Origin of the sequence: Sulfurimonas sp., from assembly GCF_016744025.1 — a bacterium.
GTDB lineage: Bacteria > Campylobacterota > Campylobacteria > Campylobacterales > Sulfurimonadaceae > Sulfurimonas.
Window position 1 is genome coordinate 24,851 of record NZ_JADGFC010000007.1, and the last position, 17,175, is coordinate 42,025.

Here is a 17,175-nt window from a genome sequence, read left to right on the forward strand (position 1 = left end):
TATTTTCCTATTCTTGAAGTGTATTTGGTATACATCTTCCATTATTTACAACGCCTTCACATTGTATCGGTGTTTCACATCTAGCTCCAATATCACTTGTGTTGAGAATCTTACAAATATCTTTTTCGCATTTGTTTAACTCTTTATTATAAAAAAATCCTGTTGCACACATAGTCATTTCTCCCTTGCACAAAGAACCATTATAGTTATATTGGGTCTCACATATTGGGCTATCTGGGTCTTCACAAACCCCTGACATATTGTTATATATATAACCATTTGTTTGGCATATAACTTCAAAATCTGAAACACACTTATTTGTATCTTCATTAAATACACCATTAGAACAAGCCTTAGTATTTGTTTCACAATTATTTGTTATATTGTTGTAAATTTCGTTGCTATTAATACAAAGTTTTTCATAATTTGTCACATCTTGGCATACATCTAATGAGACATTATAAAAAGAGTTTCCACAGTAACTCTCCACTCTTTCGCACCGGTTACTATTCCATATATAACCATCTTCACAGATGCCCGTTGTGTTTATTGTTTCTCCACATTTCTGACTTGAATCTAGCGGACATGTGTAATTAAGTCTTACACAATTATTGCTTGGTGGAATGGCAGAGGTGGTAGTAGTTCCACCCCCATCTATTGGACTAAAACTCTGCCCTAGTTCATTAGTTTCTGTAGAACATAAATAGTTATAATAAGTATATGTTATTGTTTTTTTACAAGCATTACTACCCGTTCCTTCTGCCTCTGAATATCCTGATGGACAAGAAACTATTGTTGTTGTAATTGCAGGATAATATCTTCTAATTGATGTGCTGAAGTACATATCAGAGCCTCTTCCTCCACTTCGTGAACTGAAACTAACTGTGAAATCTATATAGCCTCCATAATAAGAACTCCAAACTTTTGTAGCTGAAAGTGAACCTGCATTTCTCGATAGAGGAATAGTGACACCGCCCACTAGATTACTACTATTTGGTAAGTCAAAAGTGTTCCAACCTTTTGCACTTTTTCTTTCTCTCCAAAATCTATTTGCTGTTGACCATGAACCGTAATACGAAGAAGCAGTGGAGGTTGTTGTTGTTTTAGATGTGTAGATTATTTTACTTCCAATAGAAGCTACACTGTAACCATCTTCATACTCACCATACGAGGGACAAACTGTTTGTTGTTGAGTACATGTTTCAGTACCTAAAAAATCTGTTTCGCAATCAAATTTTTCACTTTGAATTCTTTTCTGATATGTTAATTTATTTTCAGACGTTGACATATTAGGTTCACTAATTATTCTTTCTTTTGGTACTTCTATTTCTGAGCTTTCTTCTTTATGTCCAATATCAACGATTCCTGTTTTTAAGAGAAATTTAGATGAACTATATAAACTAGATTGAGATATTAGGAATATTATTAGTATTCCGTATAGAGTTTTCATTAATCACTTCCTTCAGTTGAATTTTCATCATACAAGAGCATATATATAAATGTTTTTTTGCCTTCTTCATTTGAGTTTGGAGTAAGAGTAACGTTTACATTCATATTATTAGGGCTTCCACCAATGAACATTTGTACCTTCTCTGTGTTATATGTTCCATCTGAAGCTATTTCCCCTTTTGGTAAAGAATATTTTGTAGAATAAACTGCATATAGACTATCTATAGTGCCTATTGTCACATCTACTAAGTTCTTGTAAGACAACTGTTCTTTTGAGTAAATACCATATGCCACTATTCCATTGAGATAAGAAGAATAGGTATCACTTGCTGTTCCATCATATATTCGAGTAAAGAATCTACCATTTCCTTGTGACGTTTGGTTAAGAAATAAAACACCTGGTGTTTCTACTAAAACTTCAAGTGAGTCATATAAGATAAAAGTTTCATAATTTTTATCTCCTGTAAATTGATACGAAGCAAATGACTCTGCATTTGAATTTTCATCGAAACTACTAAATCCAATTCCATTAAATGTTTCAAATTTTTCAACTATTGATGTAGGAGTAACAAACCACTTTAAAGTACCATCATCAGACGTTAGTTGAATTGCTGCATTTTCTATCTTTTTAATTATTTTATAACCACTTTCTGTTTTTAACATTATTGTTCTATCTAGTCTAGGATTTATCGTGCCATTTATATCTGCTAAATTAGGAGCATTTGGTATATAGTTTGAAGATATGTCGAATAAAGAATAAAAATAATAATCATTTCCATTTCCTATATCATGAGAGTTTGGTTTTAGATTCCAAACCAATGAACCTTCTCCTGAACCATTACTTAAAATATCGTAACTATTACGCATTGGTATATTAGTGCTAACCTTATTTTGTGAGATATCATAAGTGTCGCTATTCAGCATATTCATGTATGAAATTTCTGACATTTCTCTTATTGATGATTCTTCTCTAAGTTGCTCATTATCATTTGCACTTATTCCACCTTCAATATCAATCCTTGGTCTTACTGTATCCTGTGATACTATTCCAGACGATACTGTTATTTTTACCGTATCATCATTTATCCAACTTTTTTCAAGATATGGCATATCATCTGCAATAAATTTTTCCATGCATAATGCATCTGTACATGATGTATTCGTTGCTTCATCAACGCAACCTACTTCAATGTCGTTTAACGATGCAGGAAGGTTATACGGATCAATATTAGTAAGATGCTTGTATGTAGGTACACAATCCTCAACTGATCTACAAGCTGACTGACATGAAGCCTCTGAATAGAATGCTCCGTATTGAGGTTCTTGCCTTTGTCTTGCTTCTGTAACACACACGGAATAAACCTGACTTCCAATTGAAACTGATTCAATTTCACCAGAACAACTTGCTGAACTAGAGACAAAATGTATCTCAGGACAGAACCACCATTCATTACCGGAATATTTCAATTTTACTTTTATAAGGTTGCTTTTTAACTTTTCATCTTCTTGTACCATTGCTGCTTTATTAATAAAGTTATATGGCTTATAAAAATCTATCTTTATCTTGCTTGTTCTTATTCCTGTTAAAAATATTTTATAATCATTCGTTAGTTCATTTAATTTGCAATCGTAACTTGTTAATAGTTTTCTATACGAACTGTTACTGTCCATATAGCTAACATCAATTTTTACTCCGTGGTTTGAGTCTTGGAGTATTTCAAGGGCTTTAGTTGCATTATATTCATCTGAGTCTAATGTAATATTATCATCATATTGATATTTGTTTTCTATACTAAACTCTATAAATTCACCCAACATTCCTTCATCTGCTTCAATTTCTAGACTAACTGAATCGTCTATTAGCTCTAAAGTAGTTTCCGTTACAGTTTCTATATCTTTATTCATTTCTTTATGAAGACAACTAACTGGAATATCACAAAGATCTTCACACGCTTCTTTAGCATTCTCTTTGGAATCTTTTGCATCTCCTCCTTTAAAAAAGCTATCTTCCATACCTGGAAGAGGACAATAATAAGAGTTCACTAGCTTTCTTGTTGCGTAACAACTAATTGTTTTCAAGTTTGCAATTAGAGACCTAGCTTTTGCATAAAAATCCTCATTGAACTGTATTGCTCTTGATTCACTAGAGTTAACATCTTCCGCAAGAATGTATTCTCTTGTTAGCGTTTCCATGTTACCCGTATTTACTCCGCCAAAACTTTCCCCTAGTGTTTGGAATAAAGCACTACCTTTTGTTGCATATTTTCCTTTATTACTATCAGAAAACCCTTTAAGGTCTTGCACACTAAATGAACTTACATTTGAATCAGATTCAGAATTTCCAAATTCATCTGTTATTTGTTCTATTGCAGTAGATATCGAAAGTGATTCAATTGAAGTATTAGAATCGTACTTAGTAAATGTTGTTGAATCACTTGCATTTGGAGTTGTTGAAGTATTAAACTCACTAAGGTTATTAGCAATGACACTATCATCTGGTAAAAAATCATAACCAAAGCAGGTCAAATAATAGTTAATAAAGAGTAGAAATAATATTTGAGTATGTTTCAAATCTACTCTCCTTTGTTGATATAAGTTTAAAAAAATCTAAGGGGCTTATATTTCCTCTCGCAATATATAATATTCTTTTGTTTTGAGGATAGATACTTCCTTTGTACTTTCCATAAAGCAATGCAGGAACTTTCATTATCTTATACTCCGTAAAAAGAGAAGGAGCTATAAAAATATTCACATTTGCTTTAAAGTATTCTCCAGATTCATACTCATTAAACTCTTCAGTAAGTTTTGCTATCTTGTCAATAAATTTTTTTGAATAAACACCTTGCGTTATAAATGCTACTTTAGTATCCGTATTAACTCCAAGTGCAGTCATTTCAAATATAATTTTTTTTAAATACTTTATTTCAATTGATTCACTCACTAAGCAATAGACTATGTCTCCATTACTATTAATTGAAGTCTTTGCTAATTCTTGAATTTCTAGAGCTTTAGCATATGATTGCTTATCTGAGTGTTTAAGCATCTGTAATAGAGTTTTAACCTCAAGCACTTCTCCACTCAACGTATAACATATAAATAGTAAGGCTATGAAAATATTTCTCATTAACTACTCCTGATATGCAAAAGCTGCATAATCTCTTCTTTGATTAATAATAAAGAAAACATTTTTACCACTTTCTCCTGCACCATGAAAATTATACTGGGCAGGTGATACTCCAAGTTCATGAGTTTTACTAATTGTCGGAAATAACAATTGAGTAGTGTATGCAGATTGAGGAAAAATTGGATTAATTACTGAACGACATAATATTTCTTTAGAGTGATTATTTAGTATATTCCTTGTGGTGTGGTTGGCAGAAATATCTGCAACAACACCTCTTCTACTAAACATATCATAAAAAATAGAGTTAATTGCAAGAATGCCATTTGATATTGGGTCTTGATGTACAGTACTCGTTCCGGTTGGAGTTGGTCCGAGGCAACCTGTAGAGAAGTAAAACAGATCAATTGTGTCTTTAAGTTTCTCTGCTATGCCACTTACTCTTCTTGATGAAGGGGACATAGCATCTAGTCCTGAATAAGCAACACAGGTTACTGCAGATGCAAGTTGCGCTCTAACTGAAGCAAATATTTTTTTTTCTGGAGTCATGTCACTTGCCATTATATTATCCCATTTTTTAGGATCAAATATACCTATATAGACAGGGTTGATGCTCCCTTTCTCAAATACCATTGCACCTCTAGTTGTATTCTTTAATAACATATTCATTAGTGGGAACTTTATTAAATTAACATATATGCCACCATCATCACTATTGTTTCCTGTTTTAGACGCGTCTTCAAGAAGAGTTGTGCTGAAAGCTTTCATCTCTCCTTTTCTAATACTGACTCCTGCAAGATACAAGGGTTCTGTTATAGTTGCTATATATGGGCTAATAAAGCCTTTATCTGTATTCTCTGGGGTGCAAGTGGTAATCTTAAAAGTCATTGTTACTTCTGCCCACATACTATCCCAGTCATAATTTTCAAAGAAAAGTTCTACTCCAGACTTGTTTCTTGCTTCGTCCACACTACTTTGTGCTAGAAGGAATAAAGGGAAGGTTAGAATAGCTATAACTATGTATATTTTCATTATTTTTCCCCACTAGCAACTGAAATTGCAATTCTTTTTATACTTAATCTTTGCGTGATTAATTTATCTTCTATACGAATGATTTTAGTAGGTAGAGATTCAATCTTATATCTAGTAAGATATGGTACATTTTGCCCTCCTAGCGGATAAGTTTCAACACCATATTCTTTTGCAAAAAGATCAATATTTTTTTTATTAATAAAGTATTTACATTTATTACCAAATGTTTTAACTATTTCATCAACTACTCCTTTCAATAGAGAACCATCTACAAAACATAGCTCTAACTGAACACCTTTGGATAGAGTTGTAGGGATATAATCGCCTTTTGTGTACAACACACTGCCATCAACATCTTTGATATCCCACTTAGCTTTATATAAGTCTTTTGTTGTCTCTATTGAATCAACAGCAGAAGCTTTAATTTTATACATTGAAGTTTTAAGTTTTTCTATTGAGTCATTAATATCTTTATCAATTTTTTTGTAATCTAATTTTTTTAACTCTTTTTGAATAAGTTCATTCCCATTTTCTTCAACTATCTTAAATTGTTTACCTTGCACTCCAAAGTCAACTATTTCAGCATTCAAGTTAACAATAAACACTATTATTAAAAAGCTTTTAATCATTATTCTGCATTTCTCTTAGAGAGTCTATATTTAACTTGTCCTATCCTTCCTTTTAACTCAAATTGCTTCCATTTAACTTTACAAACCCTCAGTCCTTGCTCATAAGTCTTTAGTGCCTTAACTTTATTTCCTTCAACTTTTTCTTCATAATCACCACTGAATAAAAAACCATCACATAAATAATTTATTCGTAAATAGTCTATTGATGGTTTTGCATATTTTGTAAACTTTACACTATCTTTAATACTCACATATTTTAATGTTTGGTTTAATTGATACTGAGAAATTATAATTGACTTTGAGTCTTTTTGTATCTTTGAAAGACCATCAAGTATCTTAAATCTTGTACTTTTATTTTTGCTGTATGCATTAACACTATATTTATTCAGTTCATCAATTTGTCTCTTGTATTTCAGAAATTTCTTATACTCTTTTTCAAAAGCAACTTCAGAAAGTTCAATTTTTATAAGTCGTATTGCATTTTCTTGTTCCAATTCTGAACCCTGAGAAAGCATTGCTATTAATAACAAACATAAAAACCTCATTCTATTATCTCCACTATGTTCCTATGCACATAACCTATATTATTTTTTAGTTTGTACCACTCTTTATTAAATAAAACTGCGTATACAACTAGGGATTTATTTTTATTGAACGTGTCTATTGTATTTTTTGAAAAATATGGATTTTCTCTTATATTTGCAAGATTATTTTTTATTTTAATATGAAGTAATTTTTCATTGGATATTATTTCAATATATGTAGATTTTATGAAGCCTTGAGTAGTTTTACACCAACCTTTATTATTAAAATCAACTATTGTAACTATATCTCCCATCTCATAAGTACGTATAATTTTTGCTTCTTTATTTGGCTCTTTTCTTAAGTTTAAATGCCACGATGTGACAATTGCTTCTTTATGCAGTGAAAATATATGCTTATCACTTGTTATTAATTGATTTTTGCTTATAGATATAACCTTCGTTTTTTTATTGAACTTCTCTAGTTCTAATTCAAGTTCAGTAGATTTATCTTTCATTTGTTTTATGTCTAGTTTTAGTTGAATAATTGCGTGCTTGAAATTTTCTGAGTCTTTAATTAGCTGACTAAGAACTTCATCTCTAAAGTCATTAGCTTGCAAACTAAATACAAATAAAAGCAATACTGTTAATTTTCTAGACATATATATATTCCTAGCCTTTTTTAGAATTTAAATATTTTTGAAACTCTTTGTCAAATTTCATTTCAATACTAGTTTTATTGATTTTTTTATTTGCTGCATCTTTTTCTTTATATTTATTAATAGTACCTTCTAGCTTTTTTATTTCTTTATTTCTTAAAATAGCATTTTCTTTTAAAAAGTCAATATCATCAATAAGTTTAAGCAGGACTTGTTCGTGTTTTCTAAGGATTGTTACGAGGTTTGTGTTTTTAGTTTCACTGATTACTCTTGTATCAGTTGTTGATTCACTAGCGAACATTGAAGAAGTTAAAGCCAATAGCAGGAGATATTTAAATTTCATATGTTAAACCTTAAATTATTATAATAGAGAATTGTATTATGTATTATATCACAATTAGTTTCTTTTAAATTAAACACTATTTACTTCCATATTATATGTATGTAATGCATCGTTCTTTTTTAACCATCTATCTAGGGACTCTTTTTTGGTTGTAAGTTGATTATATATATCCGTTACTTTTGAGAATTTCAGATTTTGATAAACTGGGCTATACAAATTAGTCACCAAAATATTTTTATCTACAATCTGTTCAAGTATCATATTTTGCTCATGATGAGATATTACACTTTGCGTTTGTTTTATGAGGCTTAAGAAATTTTGTATTATATTCCTTATCTCATTTTTTTTATTTTCAAATTCTTCCAAATCACCATAAGCATATGTTCTCCTAAATTTTAAAAAATCAGCGAATTGTCCATCAATAACTGAAAGAAGTTTGTTTTGACTATTTTCAATTTCTTCAATAAATTTAATTACTACATCTAATTGTCCAAAAATTTCATCGTTTAATATTTTCTCTATCTTTGGGATATCTTTTTCTTCATTCCACATAATATGCTTCATTAAAAACAACTCACTTAGATCAACCTCTTCTCTCTTATTCAGAAATGCTGATACTAAAAAAACATCTACCGCCCCATCGAACTTTCTATCACTTACTCCAATTTCTAATAACACGACTTTTTGTCTAATAGCATACAGTGTCTTGTATATGTTATCAGGAATACTAACGTCTTTAGAGAGGGTATTAATGCTTCTAACTTCATCTGGTGAAAACTTGGTCTTCATTATGGGATTTGTATCATAATCTCTAGAAGCAAACTTTATCCAATCATCCGATCCGGAAATCTTCTCAACTTTATATGAAAATAAAAATCTATCCCTTAAAGGTCTCACTTCTATATCTGTAGGCAACTCATTTGAAGCACCTCCAACCATCAAAAGAGGTACTTCTACAGAACCCTCTCCTATAATATCAACTGTTCTGTAATCAGACATAATTGATAAAAAAGCATTCATTATTTTAGAATTACCTTTCCATGTTTCATCAACAATAGCAAAGTCAGCTTCAACAATTGAATTATTAAAGTCGCTCACTAATCTTCCCCCATCTTCTCTGTAACTATCCCCGAATATTTCTTCATACTTTGTATCGTTCTTGATGGTTATGCTAAAAGATTTTCTTGAATCTATTGCAGTGGCTAAAATTTTTAATATTCCTGTTTTACTAACGCCAGGTTCACCTAATAAAAACGTATGCTTTAGAGAAAATAACGAAAGAACAAGTATTTGAACTAGTTCTTCTCTGTCTATTTGTTTTCCATTTAACTCATTCATTAATTCAACTACTTTTTTTAGTAGTTCTTCTATATGCTCTGGATTCATGATGCCAATTCCCTTTCATTATCTTCAAGTATTTTTTCATAACTCGCAAGTTCTCTTTTCTCTACTTCTTCACTTAGCTTTGGCATTTTAATGGATGCAGCAGGGGGCGTTCTAAATGGAAACTCCATATAAAAAGTTTTCCCATCATGCATAAATATACCTTCTCCTACGGGAAGAGCTTTTATATCTTGTGGACTACACATAAATTCTTCCGAAATATCAGTAGTGTATCTACCCTCTGAGCCACTTCCTCCTGCTGAAACCATAGCAATTGTTTTCATTTGCTTAAATGTGCCAATCTCTTCAGCAGCATTTCTTAATGATAACAATGTGTTTTGTCTCATAATTCCCTTGCTATTAACATTGTCTAATATTATGCTAGACAAAGTCTCACCTACTGCTTCTTTGTAATCTTCGTCAGTTTGAGTGTAAACAAAAACACTAATCCCTAAACCACCTGCTCTATTAAAAAAACTTTCAATACCAGGGTAAGCGATTGCACCTGCTTCATCTATAAATATAGCTACTCTTCTTGGTAATCCTCTACCTTCTGCTCCAACTGCACCCATCATCGAATCAAGCATACCTAGAAGCATTTTATTAAATATGTCAGCTGATTTTTTGAATTTCATAGGAAAAGGCTGTATTACAGAAACAATACCTTTGTCTTCTCTAAGTAGTCTGTTCATAAGTGGGTTTATTCTGATTCCACATAATAGTTCACCAATCGGACCAACACTTAAAGCGGTAAGTCTATTTGTTAGAGTTTTTGATACTTTTGCAAAATGAGTCTCTTCAGTAGATAATGCACTTTTGAGTAGGACTAATGCATCTCTTCTTAGAGCTGCTATATTTTTTCTGTATTTAACTTCTCTTTCTATCTCTACTGTTTCAACAAGGGTTTTAAGAGATCTAAGTGTCTTGTAGTGTGCATAATATTCTAGCTCCCTAAAAGTTATAAGACTTCTGTTGAATCCATTCTCTTGAAATTCCAACAAAAGAGCTTCATCAATAACATTGCTTTTAAATTCTTCAATCATATCAATATTATCAAGATCAATATTTTCTAAAAAGTCATACTCTTCTTTGTTTTTACTATTTAAAAAAGCATGATATCTCTTCAATTCTTTTTGCTCTAGCATTTTTGTAATTTTTCCGGTAGGATCGCTTATTTCTTGTAAATATTCAAAACTGCTCGTTATTGCCATAAGTATTTCTTCAGCAGTTTCAAGATAAAACGAGTCCATTGTAGGTGTCTTAATTGATTCAACTATTCCTCCGGTCAGTTCTAAATTACTTAATCCATAGCAAACGTTTATTCTTTGCGATATTGAAGCAAATGCTGGTGAAAAATATGTTAACTCTTCAGCTCTTTTATATTTAAAACAGCTCTCTACAACTGAAGACAGAACTTCTTGATTTACTCCACCTTTAGGGTCTATCACAATGACGTCCATATTCTTGGCAACACATTGTTCAATATGTCCTTGCATATTTATTGTTTTTCCTACTCTCGTTGAACCCTTAAACCCACAATGATTATCAAGTTTCCCCCATTTAGCTATTATAGGTTTAGGCTCAGGCGTGTTAGTATTGTTGAGTTCAAAGCCAACTCCAAAATACATCCCTTCACTTATGTTGTACATATTTCTTTCTGCTGCATCTAATTTTTTTTCTATATGAATTTTTCTCTGTACTATTTCAGTTTCTGAGTGTTCGCTTATTTCATTTTTGACTTTATCAAGTTCATTGTTTATTTTTTTAAATTCTCTCTTCCAATACATTAATTCTTTAAAATTTTCATCCGCTTTCTTGATTGGTTTTCTTTTTTTTTTAAATAACAACTTGTTCTTCCTTTAGTAACCAACCTTGATAAAAATCCAGACCCTTTTCTTTAGCTTTTGATAATTCTTTTTGATTTTCTACCTTAAGTGCAACAAGTTGCTTCTTATTACTTTCGTGTTTTGAAAAGGCCACTATCATTTCGAGAATGTTTGAAGCAGGTTCATTATCATCTGTATCCAATAATCCTCTGTCTATATTGATATAGTCAACGTCTAAAGCAACAAGGTAAGACATTTTATGATAGTGTATTCCGACATTATCAATTGCTACTCTTGCTCCTAAATCTTTCATTCGTGAAATAAAAGTTCTCAACTCTTCAATGTTATTATTGCTTACTGTATCTTTTAACTCAATAACTAATTTATTTTCCATTCTATAAGATACAGCTAGTTCGATAAAGGCTCTCCAATAGTCTTCATTTCTGATTTCAGAGTTGTTTTCGTTTATATGGATATCTAAGTCAATATCTTCAAAATACTTAAATGCTTTTGCATACATAATCATATTGTATTCTTCTACTTTATTAAATTCTTCTAGCCATTTTGAAACAACTCCATATGTTGATATAGTTCCATCGTTGTGCTTGATTTGAGAGAAAATTTCATAACCAGTTATTTTATCTTCCTTTATCGAGCATATAGGCTCTGCTCTAACTTGAACTCTTCTATTTTTGATTGCACTAGATATCTCTTCTTCCCAATATTTTTTCTCTTCAGTGCCTTTTATGCGGTTATGCTCAGAGTATGTTTTAGCTTTAAAGAGAAGATCATTATCATTAGAATCTGGGTATTGTGCTTTATATACAAGATATCGAACTGTTTCAATTATTGATAATCTATATTTTTTTCTTGTATCATCAAATATTTTATTTCCTGACGGATCAGCACCGGCTGAAACCCAATGCGTTTTAGGAGAAGTCTTGATTATGAAAACGTTAGCTCCACTTTTCTTTGACATATAACAAGCCTCACCCCAATATGGTTTTTTATTTGCTACTGATTCAAAAGTTCTAACTTCGTAAGAATCTAATGGAAAGAATTTTCCACCAGCAACTTTTTGAATTTCTTTTTTATCTTGTGCCAAAAGAAACTTATGGTATGAGCTAGAGAACAATACTTGCATACTGCTATTCGCTGAAAAATCTTCAATGCCTTGTGTAATAAAACCCTGACCACTTAAAGATTTTCTCAAAGTTCTTGCATTATTTTCTAAAATTTTTACTACAATTTCATTGTCTTTGTACATCCATCCTTCATCAATATCTAATGTTTTTTCTCTTACGTTACCCTCTTTCCAAAATTCACTTTTAATAGAAAATGCAAGTGAGACCAATACAACATCAAGAATAATCCCTTTAAGACCAAGAGTGTCTAGCACAACGTAGTCTTTTCCAAGGTCTAGATTGTTTGGTGTGTTGAATTTTGAATAATGACTACCTTTAGGATCTGCAAAGTCAAACATCCCAACTGAAACATTGTAAAGAAGTTCTGCTTGTCTTAAATTCTTTTTTGATTTTTCTTCTCTTGAGTAACTTTCTATAATATCTTTTGTGTATTCAAGTCTCCCTTCATGCTGATGAACCAAGAAAGTTTCTATAACTGCCCTCTTGATTTTACTTGCCAGATAAGCTTCTTCAGTTGCATCTGAAGCACTCTGCTCTTTTCCTGTCTGAACAAGATTCAGTCCTACCATTAATCCAATAATAGGAACAATACCGTCTATCTCTTCAGTATGAAGAGTTGGTACTCTACTTCCATTACCAACATCAACAAGAAATTCTTCTTCGGTTTCTTCATCTTCGCCCTGTTCATTAGCAACTAGCACCTTAGCAGTATTGGCTTTTGTATAAAAGTTAAGTGAAACACTTTTATTTCCTCCAATATCTATATATGTACCACCAACTATTTCACAGAATCTTCTATAAGAGTGTCCATTATCTATAACTCTTATTTTTACTCCGGATGAAAGTTTCATAATATGGGCATATGCCTGTGAGTATGACTTACCTGCTCCAGTAGCACCTGTTTTAGCTTCGTTGTAACTATCTCCACTAAAATTGTCATATGGAATTATTTGGCCATTTCTATCATAGTAGGGAATCATCATTCGATTTGTAGCAATATTTCCTAATAATGGGGCAATTGAAGCTGTATTACTAGTGAATAAAATATCATATCGTTTTAAAAAATCTTCCACATGTTTATGATGTTGCAAAGGAAGGGAATATAAAAATGCAAATAATGTAATATTTCCAAACTTTTCTTCTTCTATATGCCAATCTTTTGCTCTAAATCTTTCTTTTAAAACCTTTGAGTATTTATCTAAATCATCTATGTTCTTTTCCATTAAAGTTACTTGAAACATTGCTTTCAATGGAGTTTGGTTTTGTTGCTCAACTAAGTCAATATTTCGCTTAGCTTCTTTCAACCTCTCATCTAGTTCTGGATGTTGTTCTCTAACATCACGCTTAAGCTTTCTAACATTAGTGATATCATTTCTTGATTTTTTAGAAGCATTTTCGCGGGCATTATCAACATCATCAACTATAACAGTTAAAGAAGCAAAAAATGGACAAGGAAGTGGGATTTGTATGCTCTCCCCGAATCTATCAAAAAATAAGTTATAAAAATCATAGCTAGATAAAATAGTTGAACTGTTTGGGAATTGCTTTGTTGTGAATGTTCTATATTTCCAATCATCCCCCACTGAAATATAATCAGCATCCGCAGAAGTTTTAATAGTTGTTCCCATAGAAGCAATCTGCTGATTCATTACCTTATGTCTATCGTAGCTGTTTTCCCAATCTTCCATTTCTTGTCCTGGATTTAACATTTCTTTCAACATTCTGACAAGAGAGCCTCCATTAAAGTTTATTGGAAACAAATTTCGTAGATTTCCTAAACTTTGATTATAAACCTGAGAAATATATCTATCATCTGTACCTTCTGGAAATAAGATTGAAATTGTACTGATAAAATCTTTAATCCTAAAGTCTACACCGTCCACAAGACTATCTTTAATACCAGACTTCATAAAGTCGTAAGAATCATCAACAAGCTCTTTTAAAACACTCGTATGGTCTACATTAATATTACAATGATGAAGATGTTTAAAGCTTTCAAGTAAATAGTTTATATTTCTACTTCCAAATGTATTAAAATGTATAATAGTCCCCGGATCTGTAAGAGTATCAACTAAGCTAAACATAGAGTCTTCTATAGATTTAGAAGAAAAAGCAGTAGGAAAAACTCTTAATATAATTCCTTTTCTGCCGTCTGCCATATGATATGTTCCCATACCTTTATCATTTTCTTTATAATATCTATACAAAAGAAAATCAGACACTCCTTTTTGTTCTAAAAAAGCTTTTAAATTTTTCTGAGAAAGTCCTTGAGTATTTTGAAGTTCTTCTTTCGGGGCAAGAAAAATCTTTGCCATTTCGATGCCTAAATCTATATATTTACCCATATTTAATACCTTTTTGTAATTGTTATATAATTATTATTTGTAATTTTCAAGCTTCTTTGAAACCTGATACTCTGGAATTATTTCTTTATTTCTCAATATATCTAGTTCTTTTTCTTGTTGATCAATTTTAATTTGCATTGCTTCAATTTTTGAGATATTTCGAGATGATATTGTTTTAATTTCACCAAGTACTTTCTCTTCTTTTTGCTTCATATTATTTACATCTTGCAGTAAAAAGTATGTCGTCTCTTTTAAATCCATAATGCTCACATCATCCTGAGCGCTCAAATTACAAGCACCTAATACTAAAACTAGCATTGCTAAAATTATTTTTCTCTTTTCCATTATTTTAAACCTCCGTTTATATTTTCATCTTCACTACCATAGGATATATTAATCTCTTTTTCTACAGATTCTTTTTTAACTATCTTTGCATTGTTATTCTCATCTACTTTCGCTTTTTTCATGTATTCTTTTATTGCTTTATCATATTTAAGTATTGACTCTTTTTTTTGCGGCTTCATTCTTTTTGTTTTTTTAGAGTACTCGTAGGAGTTCATATAATCTTTAATTTGACTATCTGATATATTATCACTTCCTAAACTGCTGTTGTTATACGTCAAATCTTGACTTCTAAAAGAGAAAGAACGAGCTCCATATGACTTGCTAACAGTATCTCTTCTACTTCTGGGTATTTGTTCTCCTGCAATGAATCCTGGCTCTCTAATCATAGTTACAATAGAGTGAGTGGCTACAAAAGTTTTATTTTTATTTTTGTAATTTTTTACCCAAATCTTCGCCCACTCTCCCATGTCAATCATGACTTTAGTGTCTGATTGCTTAGTTCCAATAACTGGTTTAAATCTAAACTCAATAGGATTATTTCTTCTTTCATAATTCTTAGTACTTTTGTTCACCCACTTTGTTTTAACTTTTGGAGAAGTGGTGCATCCTCCAAAAGTTAAAGTGATAGTAATAAGTGCAAAATATATTATTTTTTTATTCATTTGTTTTCCTTTTAGTAATTTTCTAAATGAGCTTCTTTATATGGAGTAGCAATTATTTTAACTCCACCAGCAAAAATAGCAGTTAGATTTTTTCTACCACCTTTTATATCAATAAATGGATAGTAACCGCTGAGTATCTTTTCATATTTTGCTATAATTAAATCAAATCCTGTTTCCATACCTGAACCAACTCCACTCTGAACAGAAGTACCAAGTTGAGATATAGTTGATTGAGTAGTGTTCACTACCCCTCCAGTAACGAGATTTTGTGCTGAAAAGTAGTTTGTAAGCCCTTGTAAGAATCCAATTGCTGCTGACTTAGATAATATTTTACCGCTAGAGTCTACTATTAAACCTGACACTCCATCAGCACCATCTTCTCCCTTAATCCACACTTCATTATCTGGAAAGGTATGTTCAATTTTATACAAATCACCACTATCTCCCTCAAGAATGCAACTTAGATGTGTTCCAAATATTTCAGCGCGACTTGTATTAATATTTCCAACTGCAACACCCCTCAAAAGGCATCCTTTAAGTATCCCGCTTGTTTGATCGTTAGCTGCATATGCAATACCATCAACACTCATTAGAACGGGAGTTGGATTTTTAACGCCAATATCAAGGGTGGGAGCTTTAATTCCATTGATAAGGGTAATTCGTACAAGAGTAGTTGTAAGGTCAAATTCAAAATTTTTTATTTTACTTTGATTTAAATCTTTCATTCCCGTATCAAACGATAGTTCTTGAATTTCTACAGAACCCATATCAACTTCAACTGTTTCATATTCGACTTCTTTTATAATTTTTATATCTGCGACTCTATTATTCGTATCCAAAAGCTCATTTCCGCTATTACTATTGTTGGTATTTAGATCTGGAATTGGGTTAATAACTTTCGTTGAACTATTCGCATTTGGAAATATTATTTTTCCATTATTAAGTTTGAGTCTTGGAGCATTTTTATATCCTTCAACTTTTTTTTTTAAATTAGTTATCGTCCTCTTAGTATCCGTGTTTGCAGAAATAACATCTCCTACTTTTTGGTCAACTATTTTAAGAATACTTTTTTTTGTATTTTCCAATTCTATAGTCTGCTTATCACTAAGCTCTGTTAACTTCGTATCAATATGCTCGGTTATAACGCTTGTTTGTTCTAGCATATTTGCACTAATTACTTTTCTGCCATCCTCAGCTTTTTTTTCAACAATATTGATTTTGTCATCTAAAATATTTTGTTCAAGAAAATAATCTTTTTTATCAATTCCACCAAAAGACGTAGTATCGTTCAATATGCTTTTGATATTAATTGGTCTTCTAGCCATTTGTTCATTATCTTGAAGAGCAAGGATAACTGCACCCGTTATTAAAATAACCACCAATCCTACAAGTCCAAGTTTCTGTGCCATTTTTTTAAGATAACCAGATCTTTGTTTTTGCATATCACCAAGAGTTGTTTCACTATTTTCAAGCTCTTTTTGCTTTTGCTTTATATCTTTATTTATATCTTTTTTAACTTCTCTTTTTTTAGCAAATTCTTTTTTATTGAAGTTTTCAATCTTAGAATATAATTCAACGAAAAAATTCTTTTTTCTATCAGAGAAGTTTTCTTCGTTATTAATAGCATCTTCATTATTAGGCAAAGTTACCCCTTTTGTGAGATTTTATAATCATTTGTATTCTCCTTAATTATTTTTATAAATTGTTTGGGTAAG

14 protein-coding genes are annotated in these 17,175 nt (G+C 31.2%); all 14 read right to left on the bottom strand.

The genetic code is table 11. The features are described from left to right. Positions 1-7: 7 nt before the first annotated feature. Positions 8-1,450 (bottom strand): hypothetical protein, encoded by a 1,443-nt coding sequence (locus QZZ48_RS02360; protein ID WP_294961509.1) that lies wholly within the window; start codon positions 1,448-1,450, stop codon positions 8-10. Beyond that, on the bottom strand, positions 1,450-4,020 hold the full coding sequence (locus tag QZZ48_RS02365; RefSeq protein WP_294961512.1) for a hypothetical protein: 2,571 nt from the start codon (positions 4,018-4,020) through the stop codon (positions 1,450-1,452). Before QZZ48_RS02365 ends, QZZ48_RS02360 begins: the two co-directional genes overlap by 1 nt. Further along, positions 3,983-4,573, bottom strand: coding sequence for a TrbC family F-type conjugative pilus assembly protein (locus QZZ48_RS02370; protein WP_294961515.1), 591 nt, complete (start codon positions 4,571-4,573; stop codon positions 3,983-3,985). The genes QZZ48_RS02365 and QZZ48_RS02370 overlap by 38 nt, the downstream gene beginning before the upstream one ends. 3 nt (positions 4,574-4,576) lie before the next feature. Then, positions 4,577-5,602 carry a hypothetical protein gene (locus QZZ48_RS02375; RefSeq protein WP_294961518.1) on the bottom strand — a complete coding sequence of 342 codons (1,026 nt, stop codon included), beginning with the start codon at positions 5,600-5,602 and terminating at the stop codon, positions 4,577-4,579. Further along, the gene (locus QZZ48_RS02380) at positions 5,602-6,231 is read right to left on the bottom strand and encodes a hypothetical protein (protein WP_294961521.1); all 630 of its coding nucleotides are present in this window, start codon (positions 6,229-6,231) and stop codon (positions 5,602-5,604) included. Before QZZ48_RS02380 ends, QZZ48_RS02375 begins: the two co-directional genes overlap by 1 nt. Beyond that, positions 6,231-6,761: a hypothetical protein gene (locus tag QZZ48_RS02385; RefSeq protein ID WP_294961524.1), complete on the bottom strand. Its 531-nt coding sequence runs from the start codon at positions 6,759-6,761 to the stop codon at positions 6,231-6,233. Before QZZ48_RS02385 ends, QZZ48_RS02380 begins: the two co-directional genes overlap by 1 nt. Before the next feature lie 11 nt (positions 6,762-6,772). Further along, positions 6,773-7,414, bottom strand: a complete 642-nt coding sequence (locus tag QZZ48_RS02390) for an SH3 domain-containing protein (protein ID WP_294961527.1) — start codon at positions 7,412-7,414, stop codon at positions 6,773-6,775. 10 nt (positions 7,415-7,424) lie between these two features. Then, positions 7,425-7,754 (bottom strand): hypothetical protein, encoded by a 330-nt coding sequence (locus tag QZZ48_RS02395; RefSeq protein WP_294961529.1) that lies wholly within the window; start codon positions 7,752-7,754, stop codon positions 7,425-7,427. 69 nt (positions 7,755-7,823) lie between these two features. Continuing rightward, the gene (locus QZZ48_RS02400) at positions 7,824-9,140 is read right to left on the bottom strand and encodes an AAA family ATPase (protein WP_294961531.1); all 1,317 of its coding nucleotides are present in this window, start codon (positions 9,138-9,140) and stop codon (positions 7,824-7,826) included. Further along, on the bottom strand, positions 9,137-10,984 hold the full coding sequence (locus tag QZZ48_RS02405) for a TraM recognition domain-containing protein (protein WP_294961535.1): 1,848 nt from the start codon (positions 10,982-10,984) through the stop codon (positions 9,137-9,139). The genes QZZ48_RS02400 and QZZ48_RS02405 overlap by 4 nt, the downstream gene beginning before the upstream one ends. After that, positions 10,974-14,453 carry an EAL domain-containing protein gene (locus QZZ48_RS02410; protein ID WP_294961538.1) on the bottom strand — a complete coding sequence of 1,160 codons (3,480 nt, stop codon included), beginning with the start codon at positions 14,451-14,453 and terminating at the stop codon, positions 10,974-10,976. The genes QZZ48_RS02405 and QZZ48_RS02410 overlap by 11 nt, the downstream gene beginning before the upstream one ends. Positions 14,454-14,486: 33 nt before the next feature. After that, positions 14,487-14,798: a hypothetical protein gene (locus QZZ48_RS02415; protein WP_294961541.1), complete on the bottom strand. Its 312-nt coding sequence runs from the start codon at positions 14,796-14,798 to the stop codon at positions 14,487-14,489. Then, positions 14,798-15,460: a hypothetical protein gene (locus QZZ48_RS02420; protein ID WP_294961543.1), complete on the bottom strand. Its 663-nt coding sequence runs from the start codon at positions 15,458-15,460 to the stop codon at positions 14,798-14,800. The genes QZZ48_RS02415 and QZZ48_RS02420 overlap by 1 nt, the downstream gene beginning before the upstream one ends. Positions 15,461-15,471: 11 nt before the next feature. Then, entirely contained in the window at positions 15,472-17,103 is a 1,632-nt protein-coding gene (locus QZZ48_RS02425; protein ID WP_294961545.1) for a TraB/VirB10 family protein, read from the bottom strand. Positions 17,104-17,175: the final 72 nt, after the last annotated feature.